We start from the raw sequence: 19,230 nt of genomic DNA, 5'->3' as shown, positions 1-19,230 counted from the left end.
AAGACCCAAAAAGGTCTTTACACAAAAATATTAAAGTCGATTAACTCAAAGACTTCAACTCAGCCTCAACCTTAACAAGTTTCTCTTCAGCACTTACTAAGCCTGCTTTATTTTCTTCAATAACATTAGCAGGAGCATTTGCTACAAATCTTTCATTTGATAACATTCCTGATAATTTTGCTATCTCTTTTTCTAATTTCTCTTTTTGACGAGTAAGTTTATTGATAATAGGTGTCATATCAATTTCACCTGTTGGTAGATAAACTTCTAAGTTATCTGATACATCTGTAATACTATTATCTACTTTTGCATCTACAAACTCTATATTTTCAACTTTTCCAAGTCTTTCAATAAATGGTTTAGCCATTGTTGTATCTATTGTTTTGTCTAGTTTAATATATGCTTTTGCAATTTTACTATTACCCATATCTATGATAACTTTTGCACGTCTTACTGCTACAATTGCTTCTTCAATAATGGCAAAGTCAGATTCTATTTTTGCATCTTTTTTTATATCTTTAGGAAAGTTTGTAATCATTAGTGATTCACCCTCCTCTAAAGATGTTCCTGAGAGTTTATGATATAAAAAGTCTGAAATAAATGGCATAAATGGACTTACCATTTTTAGAGTTTCTTTAAATATAGCTCCAAGTTCAATAACAGAATCTTTGCTAGCTTTTGCATACTCAATACCCCAATCACAAAACTCATTCCATACAAATTTATAAAGTATACTTGCTGACTCATTAAACTTGTAAGTATCAAGTGTAGTTCTAACTTCATCAACTGCATCACTTAATCTACTTTGCATATAGATACCAAGTGGTGTTTTAATCTCTATATCTTTCAAGTCAGGGAAAGTATCAACATTTAGTTGTAAAAAGTTTGAGGCGTTGTAAAGTTTATTTGTAAAGTTTCTAAACTGTTCTAAGTTTTTAGCACCTAGTTTTATATCTCTTCCTTGAACACAAAGATAAGCTAAAGTAAATCTAATAATATCAGCACTATGCTCTTCAACCATATCAAGTGGATCAATTACATTACCTTTTGATTTTGACATCTTAGCACCATGCTCATCTCTTACAAGAGCATGCATATAAATATCTTCAAAAGGTAACTCTTTTTTAAAGTGTTCACCCATCATCATCATTCTAGCTACCCAGAAAAACATAATATCAAAACCAGTTATTAATAGACTATTTGGATAAAAGTCTGCTTCATCACTAGAGTTATATAAATCTTCTAGTTTTCCATTATTTCCCCAGCCTAAAGGTGACATAGCCCAAAGTGCCGAAGAGAACCAAGTATCAAGTACATCTGGGTCTTGAGTATATTTTTTGCTTTTACATTTTGGACACTCTTCTGGCTCATCAGCTTTATCAGCCCATTGATGATTACAATCATCACAGGTAAATACAGGAATTCTATGCCCCCACCAAAGCTGTCTAGAGATACACCATGGTCTTAATTCATCCATCCAAGCAGTATATGAATTTATCCAGTGTGCAGGGTGAAAGAGTGTTCCATTGTGCTCACCAGAAGCTGCTCTTTCTTTTGTAGTCTCTTTTGTTTTTCGTATAGACTCTTGAGCCATATCTGAACTTAAAAACCATTGTTGAGATATAAATGGCTCAACAATATTTTTACATCTATAACAATGCCCTACTTGATGAACATGCTCATCTATTTTTACTATATAACCTTCTGTTTGAAGTTTTTCAACGATTGGTTTTCTAGCTTCTATTCTTTCAAGTCCTGCAAACTCTCCACAGTATTCATTTAAAATACCTTTTTCATCAAATACTTTGATAAACTCTAAATCGTGTCTTTTTCCTACTTCGTAGTCATTTTGGTCATGAGCAGGAGTAACTTTAACAACACCTGTTCCAAACTCCATATCAACATGAGAATCAGTAATTACTTTAATAACTCTGTCTGTTAATGGAAGTAAAATTTCTTTACCCACAATACTTGTATATCTTGAATCATCAGGATGAACCATGATAGCTGTATCTCCAAAGTATGTTTCAGGTCTTGTAGTTGCAACTTGTAGTTCACCACTTCCATCTGCAAACTTATAAATCATGTGATAAAACTTACCATTTATCTCTTCATGTTCAACTTCAATATCTGATAAAGCACCATCGTGTGTACACCAGTTTACCATGTAGTTATTTTGAGTGATATGACCTTCATTGTATAACGAAACAAAAGCCTCTTTAACAGCTTCTTGTAAACCTTCATCCATAGTAAATCGTTCACGTTTCCAAGCAGGTGTAACTCCTAGTTTTCTCATTTGATGAACAATATTTCCACCACTTGTCTCTTTTTGTAACCATGCTCTGTCTAAAAACTTCTCTCTACCAATCTCTTCTTTAGTAGTACCTTCTGATAATAATTGTTTTTCAACTACATTTTGAGTTGCAATTCCCGCATGGTCAGTTCCTGGTTGCCATAGAGCTTTAAAACCATCCATTCTTTTATATCTAGTAATAATATCTTGTAGTGTAAATGTCAATGCATGTCCAATATGTAAACTTCCTGTTACATTTGGTGGTGGCATCATTATTGAAAAATTCTTTCCATCTTCTTGAATGTTTTTGTTACCATCAACTTCAAAGTAACCTCTCTCTTCCCATATTTTATAAAATTTATCTTCTACTATTGAGGGTTCGTACTTTTCACTCATAAATCATCCTGTTTATCTAAAATTACGCGATTATACCTGATTTTGGTTATAGAAAAGATTAATGACATAATTTAAACTTTTTAAACATTAAAGTGATATAATAATTACTTTTAAAATATTAGGATACTATGAAAAAACTATTGTTTAATAAATCATTGACATTTTTTATACCTTTAATTGCTATTACATTCTTATTTTTATACATTAGTTATAATTATTCTATGGACAATTATACTAAGCTTGAAACAAAACAAAATAGTAAAAACATTGAAAACTTTATCTATACTTTAAAAAACAATCATATAAACCTTTTATCAATAGAAGAATCGGATTTTGTTAATATCAAAAAGATTTGCTCTAATTTTTTTGATGAATGTAACAAAAATATAAAAAATAATCTATCTACACAAAATAAACAAACTATTGATATAAAAGATGACTCTTGCAAAAATATAGACATACTTACCTTTTATAAAAAATCTTATATTATCAATGAGTTTAATTTCAGTAATTCTAAAAATGAACTTTTATTTCAACTTATCACTAAAACAAACCTAGCTCTTTTTTCAGAAGGAAAAAAAAACATTAAAATATATATCTCAATTGTATTGATATTTCTTATTTTAACTCTGTTTATTGGTTATACCTACCAAAAACAAATTATCGTAGCAAATGATAATCTAGAAGAAAAAGTTGAAAAAAGAACAAATCAAATAAGACATACTATGAAAGAGTTGGAAAAAGTAAATCTACAACTTTATGATTTAGCACATACTGATTACTTAACTCAAATAAAAAATAGAAGAAGCTTTTTTTTACATACAGATAATATATTTAAAAAACTATCTAGAACAGATGGCATAATTAGTATTATTATGATTGATATTGATAATTTTAAAAGCTTCAATGATACTTATGGACATGAAATAGGTGATAAGATTTTAAAAATATTTGCAAGTTCAATAAAAGAATTACTACTTCAAGATGAGATTTTTGGAAGACTTGGTGGTGAAGAGTTTGCAATTGCACTACCTAATACAACGCTAGAAGAGGCACAAAAAATTGCTGAAAATATTAGAAAAAGAATTGAAAGAGTAGTCATAAATATACCACACACAAAACTTTTTGTAACAGCTAGTTTTGGAGTTAGTGATTCTATTAATACAAAATCAATTGATGAAATAATAAATAATGCAGATAAGATGCTTTATGATGCAAAAAGAAAAGGAAAGAATAGAGTAAGAAGTAGATTATCTTAGGCTAATCTTTTATTAAACCAGCCTCTTTTAAAAACTGAGAGTGTACAAAACTTAGTTTTTTTATCTTGTCATATTTGGCATATGAAAGATATAAAATATCTTTTGCTCTTGTTACTGCCACATAAAAAAGTCTTCTCTCTTCTTCTATACTTCCACCTTTGGCTATAAGCTTTTGATTTGGAAATCTTCCATTCATCAAATCTATTACATAGACTTCTTTAAACTCTAAGCCTTTTGAAGCGTGCACTGAAAGTAAATTTACCCCATCGCCTTCACTCATCTCACTTCCACCTAAAACCATAGCATTGATAAACTTTTCTATATCATTGTAGTGATAAGATAGAGATTTTAACAGTGTGATTTTTTTATTTATTCTTACTATTGAAACTTGCTTCATAGCTGGGTCTATTTGTCCATCTTTTCTTGTGGCTCTTTTTGTAGATAACATCTCTATTAAATGGTCATATAGGTTTGATTTGAAAATATTATCAATAGCCGTTCTTGGATTTTTAACTCTTTTTAAATCTCTTACAAGCAAGTAAAACTCAAATAAAAACTCTCCACCTTCAACACAAAGTTTTGGATGTTTTAAAATAGGATTTCCTAAAAACTTTTCATCAAATCCACAATCCTTGAATTTTGATACTGAACCTAACTCTGCAAAATCATCAAAAAGTCCTAGTTGTACATTTTTAGTTTTAGTTGATACATATGGATTTTTAATATTTGGGTCTGGATGGTATAAACCTTGAAATAAATCTCCATTTCCTACTTTTATTAAAGCATCAAAGAGGTCTTTTGCTATGGCTTTTCCTATACCCTTTCCATACTCCAAGATATGAATGGCTGCCATCATATCATTGTGATTTTGGATTAAAGTAATAATATCAAGTACAAATTTAACTTCTAATGCATCAAAGAAACTCTTTCCACCTTTTCTTTTTGCTGGAATAGAATACTCTCTTAAGTTCGCTTCAATACCATCAGCACTTGAATTGTTTCTAAAGATGATAGCTATATCATTATGTGGGGTTGTACTTTGACTTATAAGTTTTGAGATATGTTCATACTGATCAAAAAGCTCACTAAAGGTCAATAATCTAGGAGAGTGTTCTTCTTCTTGTCTAACTACTTCAAGGTTTTTATCATAAACCCTTTCATTATGCTCAATTACTTTTGTAGCAAGTTGTAAAATTGGCCTTGTTGAACGATAGTTTTTTCTCAGAGTAAAAACCTCTGCTCCCTCATATCTATTGGCAAATGTAGAGATAATACCAATATCAGAGCCATTAAAGGCATAAATACTTTGATCATAATCACCAACACAAAAAAGAGATTTAGGTTTAAAGGCTTCTAATAATCTACCTTGCAAAGGATTTGTATCTTGATATTCATCCACAAGTATCTCTTTAAAATCAAACTCGTTTGTTTCAAGTAATTCAAGCATAATCGTTAGCAAGTCATCAAAATTTGCATATCCATACTCTTTTTTTAACTTATGAAACTCTTGAATTACATCTTCATAAATATCTGTATAAATCTCATGCCCAGCACTTTTTTCAGTTATCCAATCTCCAAACTCTTCATTATTTTTCGAGTTTAAATAAAGTGAATAAATATCATATAAATAACCGCCATCATAAGGAGAAGTTGAATCATCTCTTTCAAAAAATACTCTTTTTTCATAAATAGATTTAAAAAGTGTTTTTAACTCATTTGGCTGTTTTAGTGTTATATTTATATTTAGTTTTTTTATTAGTTTGTAACTTAGACTATGAAAAGTTCCAGCCATAATCTCACCAGCTGTATCTTTACCAAAAAATTTAGAAACCCTTTGTATCATCTCTTGGGCTGCTTTGTTTGTAAAGGTTAAAAGAATTATTTCAGATGGTTTAACTCCACCATTAATTAAGTTTGCAATTCTTCCTACAATAGTAGATGTTTTTCCAGTGCCTGCACTAGCAATTATAAGGTTAAAACCTGGTTTACATGTGGCTGCTGCTAATTGTTCTTCATTTAGGTTAGATAAGGGCATTTATTGTAAGTTCTTTTTTATTGTCATTTGCGAATAGTATCATAAACTGCTTTATTAAATAGTAAAAATATTTAGCTATGCTACAATTATTACTACACAAAAGATTTACAAATTTTATATAAGATGAAAGTATGAAAAGAAGAACATTTTTAAAACTCAGTACAATAAGCCCAATACTAATTGATACTTATCTATTAGCCAAAGATGTTGATGATGAAGTTTGGAAAACTATTCAAGAAGTACAAAATATACTTATGCCAAAAACTGGCAAAATGCCAAGTGCAAAAGAGTTTGGAAGTGTTGCATATCTAAAACAAAATATTGACCACAAAACCTTTGACAAAGATGATTTAGAACTTATTTTAAACGGTGCAAAAGTATTTAAGGAGAGTTTTCCAGAGTTTTTCAAAGCTTTAAAAAAAGAGAAACTAAAAATTATCAAACAAGCAAATGAGAGTGAATACGGAAACACATGGTTAAATATATTAGTTTATTATGCAATAGAAGCCATGCTTAGTGACCCAATTTATGGTGGAAATAAATTTCAATCAGCTTGGATGGCACTAAAACACAAAGCAGGAAACCCAAGACCAAAGAAAAAATATGGAGCTAAAATTGATTTATGATGTTTGTATAATAGGAAGTGGTGCTGGTGCAGGACCTATAGCTTATACTCTTGCAAAAGAGGGGAAAAAAGTTTTAATCCTTGAAAAAGGTGATATTTATAGTGAAAAAGATTTTTCTAAAGATGAAATTGCATATGCAAGAAGAGATGTATTTACTCCCAATTTAAAAGATGAATACCATGTTATAGAAGAGAAGTTTGATGATGGAAAATGGTATAAGTTCCCTACCTATGAGACTGGCTGGAGTTTTTGGAATGGGAACTTTTTAGGTGGTTCTTCTAACTTTATGAGTGGGTATTTTCATAGACTTAAACCAAATGATTTCAAACTCAAATCAACTTATGGAGAATATGCAAATAGTAATGTTGAAGATTGGCCTATAAGCTATGAAGATATGGAGCCATACTATGACAAAGTAGAAAAAGTTATTGGAGTATCAGGAGAGTATACCAAATATAAACATGCGGAACCTAGAAGCAGTAAAAAATACGCCTACCCAAGATTAGAAGAACATCCAGTAGTTGAGCTAATAGATAAAGCTTGTAAAGAGCTAGATTATGTTTCATACAAAGTCCCCAGAGCAATTATTTCCCAAAAGAAAAATGCTAGAAATGCTTGTTATTACTCTAACTATTGTGGTTCATATGCTTGCTCTAGTGGGGCAAAAGGAAGCTCAAGAGCAGCACTTATTCAGCCAGCACTAGAGACAAATAACATAACCATAATACCAAATGCTTTTGTCTTTAAACTTCTTACAAATAAAGATAAAAAAATACAAAAAGCTGTTTATTATACAAAAGAAAAAATACAAAAAAGTGTAGAAGCAAAACTTTTTATTCTAGCAGCCCAAGCAGTAGAGAGTTCAAGACTTCTATTAAACTCTAAGAACAGTGATTTTCCAAATGGCTTGGCAAACTCTTCAGGGCAAGTTGGGAAAAACCTGCTTTTTACAGGTGGAGGAACAGGAAGTGCTACAATAGACACAAACTTATTAAGTAAAAACAAACTGTTTCAAACTGGCTATTTCGTAAATAGAGGTTTGCAAGATTGGTATTTTACTGAAGAGTTCAAAGGTGGAACTATTGATTTTCTATTTGAACATGCAAATCCTATAAGAAGAGCGTTAAGATTAAAATCTGATGATAATGGAAATCTTTTATTTGGAAAAGAGTTACAAAATAAGATATATAAAAATTTTACAAAATCAAGAGTTCTAAACTTTGAAGTTTTTACAGACTGGATGCCAAATGATGATTGCTTTGTATCTATTGATGAAAAATATAAAGATAAGTATGGGGTTCCAGTTGCCACAATACGAATTGGAGCTCACCCCCAAGATGTAAAGGTAGGAGAATTTTTAGCACAAAAAGCAGTTGATGTTTTAAAACAAATGGGTGCAAAAGATATTCAAAGTAATATTTCTCCACTTCCCTCTGCAAACTTACAAGCTGGTGGTTGTAGGTTTGGAGATGACCCTAAAAAATCTGTCTTAAATAAATATTGTCAAAGCCATGATATAAAAAATCTTTTCATAACAGATGGAAGTTTTATGCCTACAGGAGGAAGTGTTCCTTATACTTGGACAATCTATGCCAACTCATTTAGAGTAGCTGATTATATAAAAAAGAGTGATTTAATTTAATTTCACTCTTTGTCTAAATTTAAAATAAGCTATGATTAATATTATTCCCACATATCCCATTTGAGGAATTGATAAAGCTTTTTGTGCCATTATAAAGTGGATAGTTGTAAGTGCTAAGGCAATATAAATAACCTTATGATACCTAAAATACAATTTAAATAATTTTCCAAAAGAGGTAATTGCCATAAACATAAGTATAAGAAAAGCTATCATACCAAGATAGATAAATGGTTTATCTAGTGTCTCTTCAAGGGCAAAATTTAAATCTAACTCCATATCTAATATTATGAAATTAAGAAAATGTAAAAAGGCATAATAAAAAGAGAATAAGCCTATCATTTTTCTATATGAGATTAGATTTATCCAGCTTTTTATTAAAGATATAGTTGTAGTAAAAAATAGTAAGATTAGTGCTATTGCCCCTGTTACACTATAGATATACTTTATGGGGTCAATAACATTTTGTAAATAAAAAACCTCATAGGATAAAATAAAAGATGGTAAAAGCAGTAATATAAAAATAAAAACTTTCATTAGAAATTCTTTCTTAAATCCATGCCTTTATACAAATGTGCAACCTCTTTTTCATATCCATTAAACATAAGTGTTTTTTGTTTAAATAGTTTACCCAAGACTCTCTCTCTTTTTTGACTCCATCTTGGATGGTCAACTTTTGGATTTACATTTGCATAAAAGCCATATTCATGTGGAGCCATATCTTGCCAACTATTTAAAGGCTCATCTTTTACAAAAGATATTTTTGCAATTGATTTTATAGATTTAAATCCATATTTCCAAGGCACAACCAACCTAATAGGTGCTCCATTTTGATTTTCTAAAGTTTTACCATAAAGCCCAACACTTAATATAGTAAGTGGATTCATAGCTTCATCCATTCTTAGACCTTCAACATATGGGTATCTTTTTATATTTCCAAAAACTCCCCTTGCTTGGTCTGGAAACATTTCATCATCCCAAAGAGTTTCAAATCTCACATATTTTGCATCACTTAAAGGCTTACAGTCCTTTATAAATTTTCCTAATTCAAAGCCAATCCAAGGTACAACCATAGACCATCCTTCAACACATCTAAATCTATAAATTCTCTCTTCAAGTGAATATTTTTTCATAATATCTTGCATATCAATTGTAAAGGGTTTTTCTACAAGACCATCAACTTCAATAGTCCAAGGAGTTGTAACTAAAGTGTGTGCCATATGTTTAACACCCTCTTTTGAAGTGGTAAATTCATAGAAGTTATTATATGAAGTGATTTGTTTAAAGCTATTAAGTTCTAAATTATTTGGATTTGTATCTTTTTTGTATGATAAGTTTGAAGTTGGCAAATTCTCTTTTGCCATAAGTTCCATCAAAGTAGAACTTGCTATTACTGATGCTGCTCCTAGTTTTATAAACTTTCTTCTATTTTCAAATAGTTCTTCAGGAGTTATTTCATTTTGATTTATATTCATAACATATCCTTTTTCTTCTTATTTATTTTATTTTAAAAATGTTAAGGATATGTGTAGTTTATGAAATTACTATTTTCCTTTTAGAAGTATCACAATATATTTTGATGACCAAAGGATAAACAGAAGTAAAAAAGATATTGCACTTAAATTTATAAAAAATAGATAATCAAAAGAAAAGTTTATGCTATATGCAGTAAATAGTCTCAAAAGGACAACTAATTGAAAAGCTAAATATAAAATAACGGTAAAATTGTTTGCAGTTGGAACTGCTCCTGAATGTCCTAAAGTAACTCTTGTACCAAAACCTAAAAGAATAGTACAAAAATATCCCAAGGCAAAAACATGAATAATACTCTTTTCAAATACAATTGAATTATCATACAAATAAAGAATTGACTCTACACTTGATAAGAAAAATCCAATAGGAATCCAATACAAAGATAGATATAAAACCCACATGATAGCACTTATATTTCTTACTGAAATTTTCCATTTTATAAACTCTCTTGCAAAAACAGCAAATAAAGCAATATCTATTGGAAGATTATAGGGTGTTGTTAAAAAAGTTAATATAAAAACTTTTAAAACTAGCAAGACAAATACACTCTCTAAAAGATATTTTGATTTATTGATTTTATATCCTGGTATTTTTGCAGAAGAGAAAAATGGAACCATTCTTTGAGCTATAGAAAATATCAGCATAAATATAAAAAGATAAAAACCACTATTTATTGAAAACTGTTGTAATAGTTGTGAGATATCTGATTGAATAAAAGAGCAAATAAATATAAAGTTTGCAACAAGTCCTATAAAAAATGATATAAGTACCCAAAAGGTGTCTTTTTTATCTTTTGTTGTTGATTTTATGTGAATATCATATAGGGTTTTAAAACTTACTAATTGAACACAAAAAAGAAAAAATGCAAAAAAGATATTTAAACTAATGCTTGTAAAAATAGATATATAAAAACCTAATGAACCTATAAAATATAAAAAGACTTGTTTCATATAAACTTTAGAAGAGACATCAGCTTGAAGTAAAAATTTTGGAAAAACTACAAATAAAAAGCCTAAAAAGAACTGAATAAAAACTATAAATATCAAAGCATATGCATGAAATATTTGTAAAGAAACTTTTAAAGTTACAATACCTGAATAGTTTAAAAATAGTGCTAAAATAAAAAGTAGTAAAAAAAGTGTAGCATTTGTAAAAAATACTTGATGTGGTTGAGATATAAATTTAGTATACCAGTTTTTCATAATACAATCTCCTATAAATTTAAGAGATTGTATATTTTTTTTTGATTTGATTCATTGATTACTGACAAGTTCCACAACAAGCAGTTGATGTCGCTTCTTTAAGAGCAGATAATGCTGCATCATAATTTGGCTCTTCTGTAATCTCTTCACAAATCTCTTTATAAGTTACTACACCATTTGCATTGATAATAAAAATTGCTCTACAAGTAACTCCAGCTAAAGGTCCATCAGAAATTAATACACCATAAGCATTTGCAAAATCTTTATTTCTAAAGTCAGACCCAACTTTTAAGTTTTCAATTCCCTCAGTTGTACAAAATCTTCCCATTGCAAATGGTAAATCCATAGATACAACTACAACTTCTGCTTCAGTTCCTGCTGCTTCTTCATTGAACTTTCTAGTCTCTGCTGCACAAACAGGTGTATCTAAAGATGGAACAATAACCACTACTTGTGCTTTATTTCCAATTTCAATTTCAGCTAAGTCTTGTCCTACTACATTTACAATTGGAGCTTTATCTCCTACATTTACGTCATTTCCAGCTAAGTTTACTAGGTTTCCTTGTAATTTTGTTGTTGCCATTTTATTTCCTTATTAAAAATTTATTGTGAAATTATAATTAAATAGGATAAAAATTATCTTAATTAGATATTACAACTATAGTTTTCTAAATTATTTAACTTTTATACAACTATCTTCTAATATAATTTTTTCTTCTGATATTAGTTTTGTAAGTGCTGATTTAAAGGCTTTTTTACTCATTGCAAATACATTTTTAATATCTTCAGCATCACTTTTATAGGTAAAGTCAAGTTTACCACTGTTTTGTTTTAAAATCTCTAAAACTCTTTGGGAGTTGTCACCAGACTTTTTTTGTCCAATTTTTTGCAATGATAAATCAAGTTTTCCATCATCTCTTATATTTTTAATGTAAGCTTTTTTTATATCACCAACGTTTATATTTTCAAAGATTTCTGTATGGAAGATCATTCCATCATATAAATTATTTACAATAACCTTAAAGCCCAAAGGCGTTTTAGAATATAATAGAATCATTACCTCATTATTTTTCTCTAAATCTTTTATATCTTTTAATAAATATTGAGTAAATTTTTCTGTTGCTATTAATCTTTGTGTTTTTTCATCTTCTATAACTCTTAGAACTTTTCTAGCACCTACATTGTATGTTGAAGTTTGTTTATTGATTGGTACAAGTAAATCTTTTGGTAGACCAATATCAACAAAAGCACCAAACCTTGCAGTATCAACAACTTCTAAACAAGCAAACTCATTTTTCATAGCATATGGCTTAAGGGTAGTTGCAACAAGTCTATCTTCTGAGTCTGTATAAATAAATACATCAACTAATGAACCTATTTGCATATCACTTCTAATATATGCATTTGGTAATAAAACTACCTCTTCATCAAGGGCTTCTAAGTATATTCCAGGTTCTGTTAATCTATTAACTTTTAGGGTATTAATTACTCCTAATTCAATTTTTTCATTCAAGTTAGTTATTCCGTTTCTTTTGATTTTTGTAAGTATATCTAAATAAAGTCACTTATTTAAAGTTGTTTTTATTTTAAACCAAATAAGACCTAAATATTCATGTACGGCCATATGAACTTTCTTTATATTCCCAATACTCAAATAACTGTTAGGTCTATTTTCTTTTATAGTAAAAGCAGTTGGCATTGCAATTGGATTTAATCCTTGTTGTTTAAATATCTCCATTGCCCTTGGCATATGGGAAGCACTTGTTACTAAAATAAAGGGTTTATCTTTTAAAAGTTTTTTTATGGATATTGCCTCTTCTATGGTATCTTTTGGTTTTTCTTGTATTATTATTCTATTATTTGTTATTCCATAACTTATTAATCTATCTCTTGCTTCTATAGCTTCAGGTATGATTCTACTTCCTTCATATCCTGATGTAATTATTTTTGCATCTTGTATTTCTTTGCTTAATTTAACTACTTCATCAAATCTAGCTTTAAAATCTCCACCAAGTAGTAAAATATACTCTATTTTAGATATATCAATATCTTCTTGATTTTTATATTTGTTTTCCAAAGGTGACATTAAAAGATTTGAAAATATTGAACTTGAAACTAAAAAAAAATACATCAATCCTATAAATAAAAATACTTTAGCTTTTTTGTAACTATTAAAAAATAAAAAAATAAATGCTAACAATAATATCAAGAAACCAAAAGTAAAAGGTTCCAAAAAAAATGATATAAACTTCTTTAAACTAAATGCCAACACTCTCTCCTAGCAAAAATGACGTGTATCCCACTACACTTGATTTATCTTTTGTAACTTCAAAACTTGTTTTATAATCTAAAAAACCTATTTCAAAATTAAGCTCTTTTGATGATTTAAGTAAAGCTTTCACTCCTACCATTCCACAAGCTTCACAGCCCTCATCTATTTTTATTAAATCTTTGTTTTTTATGGCATCTATGCAAGTTTGGTCTAAAATATTTGCTTCTTCTAAAGAGTAAAAATGACTTAAATCAGTACTTATTATTATAAAATTATCTTTATCTTTAAAAAGGTTTGATAAGATTTTAGATAACTCTTTATAATCAAGTTTTCCATAAACTATCTCTAAAACTTTAGTATCCAAATAGTTTTTTATAAAAGGGATTTGTGTCTCTGTTGAGTGTTCCATATGGGCATTTTCATCAAAATGTAAACAATCATACTTTTTGATTAAATCTAATCCAAACTCTTTATCAATATCTATATCACCTAAAGGAGTCTCATAGCTATCAAAGAGACTAACTGAGGCACCAGTTAAAAAGTGTCTGTGAGAAGGTCCTATTACTATTACTCTTTTTACTTTTAAATCTTTTATTTTACTATATGCAATATTTGCTACCATACCTGAGTATATATATCCTGCATGGGGTACAATTATTGCCCTTGGCTTTATATCTAAATTTATATTTTGTTGATTTTGACTAAAAAATTCAAAATATCTTAAAAGTTCATCTTTTTTATCTGGATAAAAACTTCCAGAATAATTCATCTTGTTTTTTATCATTTTACCTTTTCAACTTGATAGGTAAAGATTTCAGGAAAATGAGTAAGGGAACCTATGTCCAATCCAGCTTTCAAACTTAGATTTTCAAAAAAATCATCAAAATTTGGTAATTCATCCCAAACTTGTGGTAAAAAGGTTGCTTTATTTTGTTCTTGCTTTAAAATCACTCCATCGATATTTGGTCTAATTTTTTCTTTTAATTCATCAATTGAATCATATATCACCATCTTAGGAATAGTTAAAAGTGAGATTTCAACTTCTACTTTTTCAAACTCTTTTTTAGATAAAGGTTGAAACCTAAAGTCTCTAAAAGCTGCATTTTGAGCATTTGCTATCACGTCATCTATTAATTTTTTATCAGGTAATAATGAGCCAATACAACCTCTAAGTCTATCTTCTAGTTTAAGTGTTACAAAACAGGCTCTTTGCTCATTTAAAAAATCAAAACTAGCTTCCAAATCAACCCTATCTATTTTTGATTTATTGTAAAGTTCTTCTTCAATTGCATCCTTTGCAATCTTTAAAAGTATAGAATTAGACATTATTACCCCTTTATCAAATCTTTTATTACCTCTATAAACTCATCACTATCATTTACACAACTTACAACTTTATAATCTTTTACCCCAATTTCTTTTGCAATCTCTTCATACTCAAGATGAAGTTCAAACATAGTTTCTGAATTATCTACTATAAATGCAATTGGATATATAAGTACATCTTTCTCTTTTAGTTCACTTAATCTATCCTCTAAAGAGGGGGTTAACCATTTCATTGGACCAACTTTTGATTGATATGCTAAAGAGATTGATTCAAATTCTATTGCTTTTTGTTTTAATATCTGTGATAATATTTTTACATGTTCATTTACTTGTTTTTCATATGGGTCACCTGCATCAACTATTTTTTGAGGTAAGCCATGTGCTGAAAATATAAGATTATATGATTTTGAATCTTCTATACTATTGATTATATCATCTGTAATTTTATCATTATACTTTTCATTTTTATAAAAAGGATTTATTACTTTTATATTAAACTCATCTTTTGCAATTTCCATAAAATCTTCTAAAGATGACTTGGTAGTTGTAGTTGAATATTGAGGATACAAAGGAAGAAGAACTACATCTTTTATGTTTTTTTGCTTTAGTTGCTGTATACACTTTGGAGCAAAAGGTGGTGTGTATCGCATAACTTGAAAAACTTCATACTCTTCAAGCCTTGTATTTAATTTAGATACCAAATCTTCTGTTAATTTATTTAAAGGAGAACATCCACCAATAGCCTCATAGTTTTGCCAAGCAGAGTTTTTTCTGGTTAATACAATCATAGAGGCTATAAAAGATCTTAAGATATCACTTTTTACTGTTATGATGTTTTTATCATTAAACATATTACGTAAAAACATCTCTAGTTCATCTTTATCTCTGGGACCACCCATATTCAAAAGAACTAAGGCTTTTTTATTGTCATTATTCATCACTTTCCAATTTTATAATTTCATCACTACACCAAGCTGCCAAGTGTAAATCATGGGTTATTAAAAGTATTCCATAATTAGGCAAAAATTTCAAGATTAACTTCATAACATCAAGGGCAATTATATTATCCAAAGCAGATGTTGCTTCATCCACCAATAAAAGTTCAGGTTTCATAAGAAGTGCTCGAAGTATTGAACACCTTTGTAGTTGTCCTCCACTTAATTCATGGGGCTTTTTCTCAATTAAATCATACTCTAAATTTAACTGTTTTAATAAATCTTTTAATTCAAGAATATCAAGATCTAAAATAACATCATTTATTTGTTCAAGTATAGGGTATGTAGGGTGAAAAGAGCTATAAGGGTCTTGGTATATGGAAGCTATTTTAGAAGAGTTAATCTCTCCTTTTAGAGGTTTTAGATTATTAGTTATAAGTTCAAACAGTGTACTTTTACCACTTCCACTTGAACCTACTATTGCTTTAATTTCTGATTTTTTTAAATCTAAAGAAAAGTTTTCATATATTAATTTATCTTTTTTATATCCAAAGTTTAGCTCTTTTATTTGAAGAACAAAGCTATCATTATCCATTTTCTACCCAAAATAATTTATTTCTTAACTATATAACAACTAGACTTTATACAAAATTATCTCTATATTAAATAATGGATTAATCTAAGCTAAAAAAAAGAATTTCTAGGTAAAATAAAGCCTCAAATTATAAGGAGAACAAATGAAAAAAATTGTTTTAGGAACGTTAATTGCTGCTGCTTCACTAATGGCTGCAAATATTGCTGCATGTAAAGGATGTCATGGTGCAAATTTTGAGAAAGCTGCTTTAGGTAAATCTCAAATCGTAAAAGGTTGGGATGCTGCAAAAATTGAAACTGCTCTTAAAGGTTATAAAGACGGTTCTTACGGTGGAGCTATGAAAGGTGTTATGAAAGGTCAAGTTGCTAGACTTTCTCCTGCTGAAATCAAAGCTATGTCAGAAGAAATCTCTAAATTATAATCATTTGGTTATAGCTTCTTAAAAGTAAGTCAATTTTTTGGCTTACTTTTTTTTTCTTCTTTTTGCGACTCTTTTTTATTTTCTCTATTAATGGCATCATTTAAATCATCTTGTGAATCAAAAAGTAAGCCATCCATCATTTTATGACTATCATCAAATTGACCTGTTTTTGCACCCCATATAAACATTCCTAAAATTGCAAATGCAACTATTAGTCCAACAATTAACATCATAAAAAGCGTATCTTCTATCATCTATTTTCCTTTTATTCTAAGTGAATTTGCAACAACTAATAGTGAACTTAAACTCATAGATAATGCTGCAACTAATGGTATTACAAATCCTGCCATTGCTAGGGGAATTGTAACTAAATTATATATTAAAGATATTGATAAATTTTGTTTAATAAACTTATAGGTCTTTCGTGAGATTACAAAGGCTTCATTTAAGCTCTTTAAAGAGTTATTTAACAATACAATATCTGATACAGCAATAGATATATCTGCGCCATTTCCCATTGCAACTGAAACATTTGCACTACTAAGTGCTACAGAATCATTTACTCCATCCCCAGCCATAACCACTGTATGACCTTCACTTTTTAGTTTATTTACATATTGGGCTTTTTGTATTGGATTTATATTTGCTACTACACTTTTAATTCCAACTTTTTTGGCAACCTGCTTAGCTACATTTTCATTATCTCCAGTTAACATTATTACATCAATACCATTTTTTATGCTATTTGATACAAATTCACTTGCATACTCTTTTATCTCATCTTTTAATTCAAAAGTTGCTATAACTTTTTTATTTATAGCAAATAAATATACAGAGTTGTTAGAATCAAATTTGTATCTTATTGCAAACTCTTCCATGAGTTTTTGATTTCCACCAATTATTTCAAACTCTTTGTCATCTACATTTTTATACTTTGCAAGCATTCCTTTAGCTTGTAAAGTTTTAATCTCTTCTAGGTTTTTTAGAGTTAAATTTTTATAATTTTTTTCTAAATACTCTTTTATAGAGATGCTAATTGGATGGGATGAACTATCTAACAATGAATAGAGTAAATTTAATTTATGAATATTATCATCCATAACTCTAGCTTTTACTACAGATAACTTGCCGTTTGTTATAGTTCCTGTTTTATCAACTACAAGTTTTGTAGCTCTTGCTAACTCTTCTATAAATTTTGCTTCTTTAAAAAGAAGACCTTTTTTTGCTAATTCAGAGATTCCAATTAAACTTGCTATGGGAGTTGCAAGGGCTAAGGCACAAGGACAAGCAATAACAATAACAGAAATAGCTACTATAAATGATTTTTCAAAGTGATTAACTCCATCATAGTCAAAGCCTAAGTCTATTCCTAAAAAATACCAAACTAAAAAGGTGAGAATAGATAAACTCAAAATCGCAACAGAAAATCCTTTTGATATCTCATTTGCTTTATGTTCTATCTTTGGTTTTGAAGCAAGGGAGTCTTCTAAAAGGGTAACAATAGAGTTCAAAGTAGAGTCTTTAAAAGTTTTGCTAACTCTGTACTGCACTAAAGAGTCTTGGTTTAATGTACCTGATAAAACAACATCATCTATTTTTTTATAAATAGGTATTGATTCTCCTGAAATAGATGATTCATCAAAAGAGCTTTCACCACTTACTATTACACCATCTACAGATGCTTTATCACCAGTTTTTAGTTCAACAATATCTCCAAGAGATATATCTTCAACAGATACTTCAACTCTTTTGCCATCTTTTATAACTGTAGCCTCAAGGGGTATTTGACTTTTTATTGTATCTAAAGTATCTACAGCTGATTTTTTACCAATTACTTCAAGGTACTTTCCAACTAACACAAAAGTAATAATCATACTAACAGAGTCAAAATAACTCTCGCCTTTTGCCCCAAAAAGTATAAAAAGAGAATAAATATAGGTGAAGCTTGCCCCTGAACTAACTAAAAAATCCATATTTAATATACGGTTTTTCAAGCCATAATAAGCGCCCCTGTAAAAAATCCATCCACTATAAAACAACACAGGAGTTGATAATATAAACTCTCCTATATGAATAAGATGCTTAACTTCAGGAGTAATTCCAGTAAAAAAACCCGTATATTTTGCAACAGAAAGCATCATTATATTCATTGTTGCAAATACAGCAACCATCATTCTTATAAAGTAATCTCTTTTTGCTTGAGATGCTTTTTCATCAGCAATTTTAGAGTTATAAGCAAAAGCGTTATAACCTATACTTCTAATTTTTTCAATTATCTTTGAAAGAGCAATTTTTTCACTATCCCAAATAATTTTTGCTTTATTATTAGTAAAATTAATATTAGCATCGATTATACCATCAGTATTAAATAAAACTTTTTCATTTAGCCAAATACAAGCAGCACAATGAATTCCTTCAATAATTAAATCAACCTCTTTATATCCATCATCATTTGAAGATACATATATTTTTTCAAAACTTTGAGTATCAAATTTATTTAAATCACTACTTGCTTCAATAGGAGGTTGTATTGTTTTATTTCCAAGTTTGTCATAAAAAGAGTCAAGGTTTTCATCTTGTAAAAGATTATATACACCCTGACACCCCTTGCAACAAAAATTTAGAGTTTGTTCTTTAATCATAACACTTTCATCAAACTCTAAATGACAGTGATTACATTTTACTTTTGGCACCCAAA

At 29.1% G+C, this 19,230-nt stretch carries 18 protein-coding genes; 4 read left to right on the top strand and 14 right to left on the bottom strand.

The annotated features are described in order from the left end of the window. Nucleotides 1-40 precede the first annotated feature (40 nt). Nucleotides 41-2,689 (bottom strand): valine--tRNA ligase, encoded by a 2,649-nt coding sequence (locus tag ACNI28_RS10160; RefSeq protein ID WP_419764137.1) that lies wholly within the window; start codon nt 2,687-2,689, stop codon nt 41-43. A 128-nt stretch (nt 2,690-2,817) separates the two neighbouring features. Between ACNI28_RS10160 and ACNI28_RS10155 the strand changes: the two genes are divergently transcribed. After that, on the top strand, nt 2,818-3,948 hold the full coding sequence (locus tag ACNI28_RS10155; protein ID WP_419764136.1) for a GGDEF domain-containing protein: 1,131 nt from the start codon (nt 2,818-2,820) through the stop codon (nt 3,946-3,948). A gap of 1 nt (nt 3,949) precedes the next feature. Here ACNI28_RS10155 and ACNI28_RS10150 read toward each other — a convergent pair whose 3' ends face one another. Beyond that, nucleotides 3,950-5,983 carry an ATP-dependent helicase gene (locus ACNI28_RS10150; RefSeq protein ID WP_419764135.1) on the bottom strand — a complete coding sequence of 678 codons (2,034 nt, stop codon included), beginning with the start codon at nt 5,981-5,983 and terminating at the stop codon, nt 3,950-3,952. A gap of 131 nt (nt 5,984-6,114) precedes the next feature. On the opposite strand from ACNI28_RS10150, the gene ACNI28_RS10145 reads away from it, so the two are divergent. Together ACNI28_RS10145 and ACNI28_RS10140 are read left to right on the top strand one after the other, a co-directional pair. Further along, nucleotides 6,115-6,609 (top strand): gluconate 2-dehydrogenase subunit 3 family protein, encoded by a 495-nt coding sequence (locus tag ACNI28_RS10145; RefSeq protein ID WP_419764134.1) that lies wholly within the window; start codon nt 6,115-6,117, stop codon nt 6,607-6,609. After that, nucleotides 6,587-8,251 carry a GMC family oxidoreductase gene (locus tag ACNI28_RS10140; protein ID WP_419764133.1) on the top strand — a complete coding sequence of 555 codons (1,665 nt, stop codon included), beginning with the start codon at nt 6,587-6,589 and terminating at the stop codon, nt 8,249-8,251. Before ACNI28_RS10145 ends, ACNI28_RS10140 begins: the two co-directional genes overlap by 23 nt. Here ACNI28_RS10140 and ACNI28_RS10135 read toward each other — a convergent pair. From ACNI28_RS10135 to ACNI28_RS10090, 10 genes are all read right to left on the bottom strand, one after another. Beyond that, entirely contained in the window at nt 8,243-8,785 is a 543-nt protein-coding gene (locus tag ACNI28_RS10135) for a protein-methionine-sulfoxide reductase heme-binding subunit MsrQ (RefSeq protein ID WP_419764132.1), read from the bottom strand. The two genes, ACNI28_RS10140 and ACNI28_RS10135, sit on opposite strands and share 9 nt — an antisense overlap. Beyond that, nucleotides 8,785-9,723 (bottom strand): protein-methionine-sulfoxide reductase catalytic subunit MsrP, encoded by a 939-nt coding sequence (gene msrP / locus ACNI28_RS10130; protein WP_419764131.1) that lies wholly within the window; start codon nt 9,721-9,723, stop codon nt 8,785-8,787. The genes ACNI28_RS10135 and msrP overlap by 1 nt, the downstream gene beginning before the upstream one ends. Nucleotides 9,724-9,792: 69 nt before the next feature. After that, a complete protein-coding gene (locus tag ACNI28_RS10125; RefSeq protein ID WP_419764130.1) occupies nt 9,793-10,983 on the bottom strand; it encodes an NnrS family protein in 1,191 nt (396 codons plus the stop codon). A 58-nt stretch (nt 10,984-11,041) separates the two neighbouring features. Next, nucleotides 11,042-11,566 carry a thiol peroxidase Prx-SUH gene (prx-suh, locus tag ACNI28_RS10120; RefSeq protein ID WP_419764129.1) on the bottom strand — a complete coding sequence of 175 codons (525 nt, stop codon included), beginning with the start codon at nt 11,564-11,566 and terminating at the stop codon, nt 11,042-11,044. Nucleotides 11,567-11,656: 90 nt separating this feature from the next. Then, nucleotides 11,657-12,496 carry a CvfB family protein gene (locus ACNI28_RS10115; RefSeq protein ID WP_419764128.1) on the bottom strand — a complete coding sequence of 280 codons (840 nt, stop codon included), beginning with the start codon at nt 12,494-12,496 and terminating at the stop codon, nt 11,657-11,659. Nucleotides 12,497-12,544: 48 nt separating this feature from the next. Next, nucleotides 12,545-13,252, bottom strand: coding sequence for a YdcF family protein (locus ACNI28_RS10110; protein ID WP_419764127.1), 708 nt, complete (start codon nt 13,250-13,252; stop codon nt 12,545-12,547). Beyond that, complete coding sequence (gene amrB / locus ACNI28_RS10105; protein ID WP_419764126.1) at nt 13,242-14,039, bottom strand: AmmeMemoRadiSam system protein B; 798 nt, start codon at nt 14,037-14,039, stop codon at nt 13,242-13,244. Before amrB ends, ACNI28_RS10110 begins: the two co-directional genes overlap by 11 nt. Next, nucleotides 14,036-14,581 carry an AmmeMemoRadiSam system protein A gene (gene amrA, locus ACNI28_RS10100; RefSeq protein ID WP_419764125.1) on the bottom strand — a complete coding sequence of 182 codons (546 nt, stop codon included), beginning with the start codon at nt 14,579-14,581 and terminating at the stop codon, nt 14,036-14,038. Before amrA ends, amrB begins: the two co-directional genes overlap by 4 nt. 2 nt (nt 14,582-14,583) lie before the next feature. Beyond that, nucleotides 14,584-15,519, bottom strand: coding sequence for a ferrochelatase (gene hemH / locus ACNI28_RS10095; protein ID WP_419764124.1), 936 nt, complete (start codon nt 15,517-15,519; stop codon nt 14,584-14,586). After that, nucleotides 15,512-16,111, bottom strand: coding sequence for an ATP-binding cassette domain-containing protein (locus ACNI28_RS10090; RefSeq protein ID WP_419764123.1), 600 nt, complete (start codon nt 16,109-16,111; stop codon nt 15,512-15,514). The genes hemH and ACNI28_RS10090 overlap by 8 nt, the downstream gene beginning before the upstream one ends. A 142-nt stretch (nt 16,112-16,253) precedes the next feature. Between ACNI28_RS10090 and ACNI28_RS10085 the strand changes: the two genes are divergently transcribed. Then, nucleotides 16,254-16,532 (top strand): c-type cytochrome, encoded by a 279-nt coding sequence (locus ACNI28_RS10085; protein ID WP_419764122.1) that lies wholly within the window; start codon nt 16,254-16,256, stop codon nt 16,530-16,532. Between the two features lie 29 nt (nt 16,533-16,561). Here the strand turns inward: ACNI28_RS10085 and ccoS are convergent, their stop codons facing one another. Both ccoS and ACNI28_RS10075 read right to left on the bottom strand, forming a co-directional pair. Continuing rightward, nucleotides 16,562-16,786, bottom strand: a complete 225-nt coding sequence (gene ccoS / locus ACNI28_RS10080; protein WP_419764121.1) for a cbb3-type cytochrome oxidase assembly protein CcoS — start codon at nt 16,784-16,786, stop codon at nt 16,562-16,564. Then, on the bottom strand, nt 16,787-19,225 hold the full coding sequence (locus tag ACNI28_RS10075) for a heavy metal translocating P-type ATPase (protein WP_419764120.1): 2,439 nt from the start codon (nt 19,223-19,225) through the stop codon (nt 16,787-16,789). It lies immediately after the preceding gene. Nucleotides 19,226-19,230: the final 5 nt, after the last annotated feature.

Source organism: Arcobacter denitrificans (SeqCode), from assembly GCF_048571185.1.
GTDB classification, from domain to species: domain Bacteria; phylum Campylobacterota; class Campylobacteria; order Campylobacterales; family Arcobacteraceae; genus Arcobacter; species Arcobacter denitrificans.
This window is presented reverse-complemented; position numbering and strand designations above follow the sequence as displayed.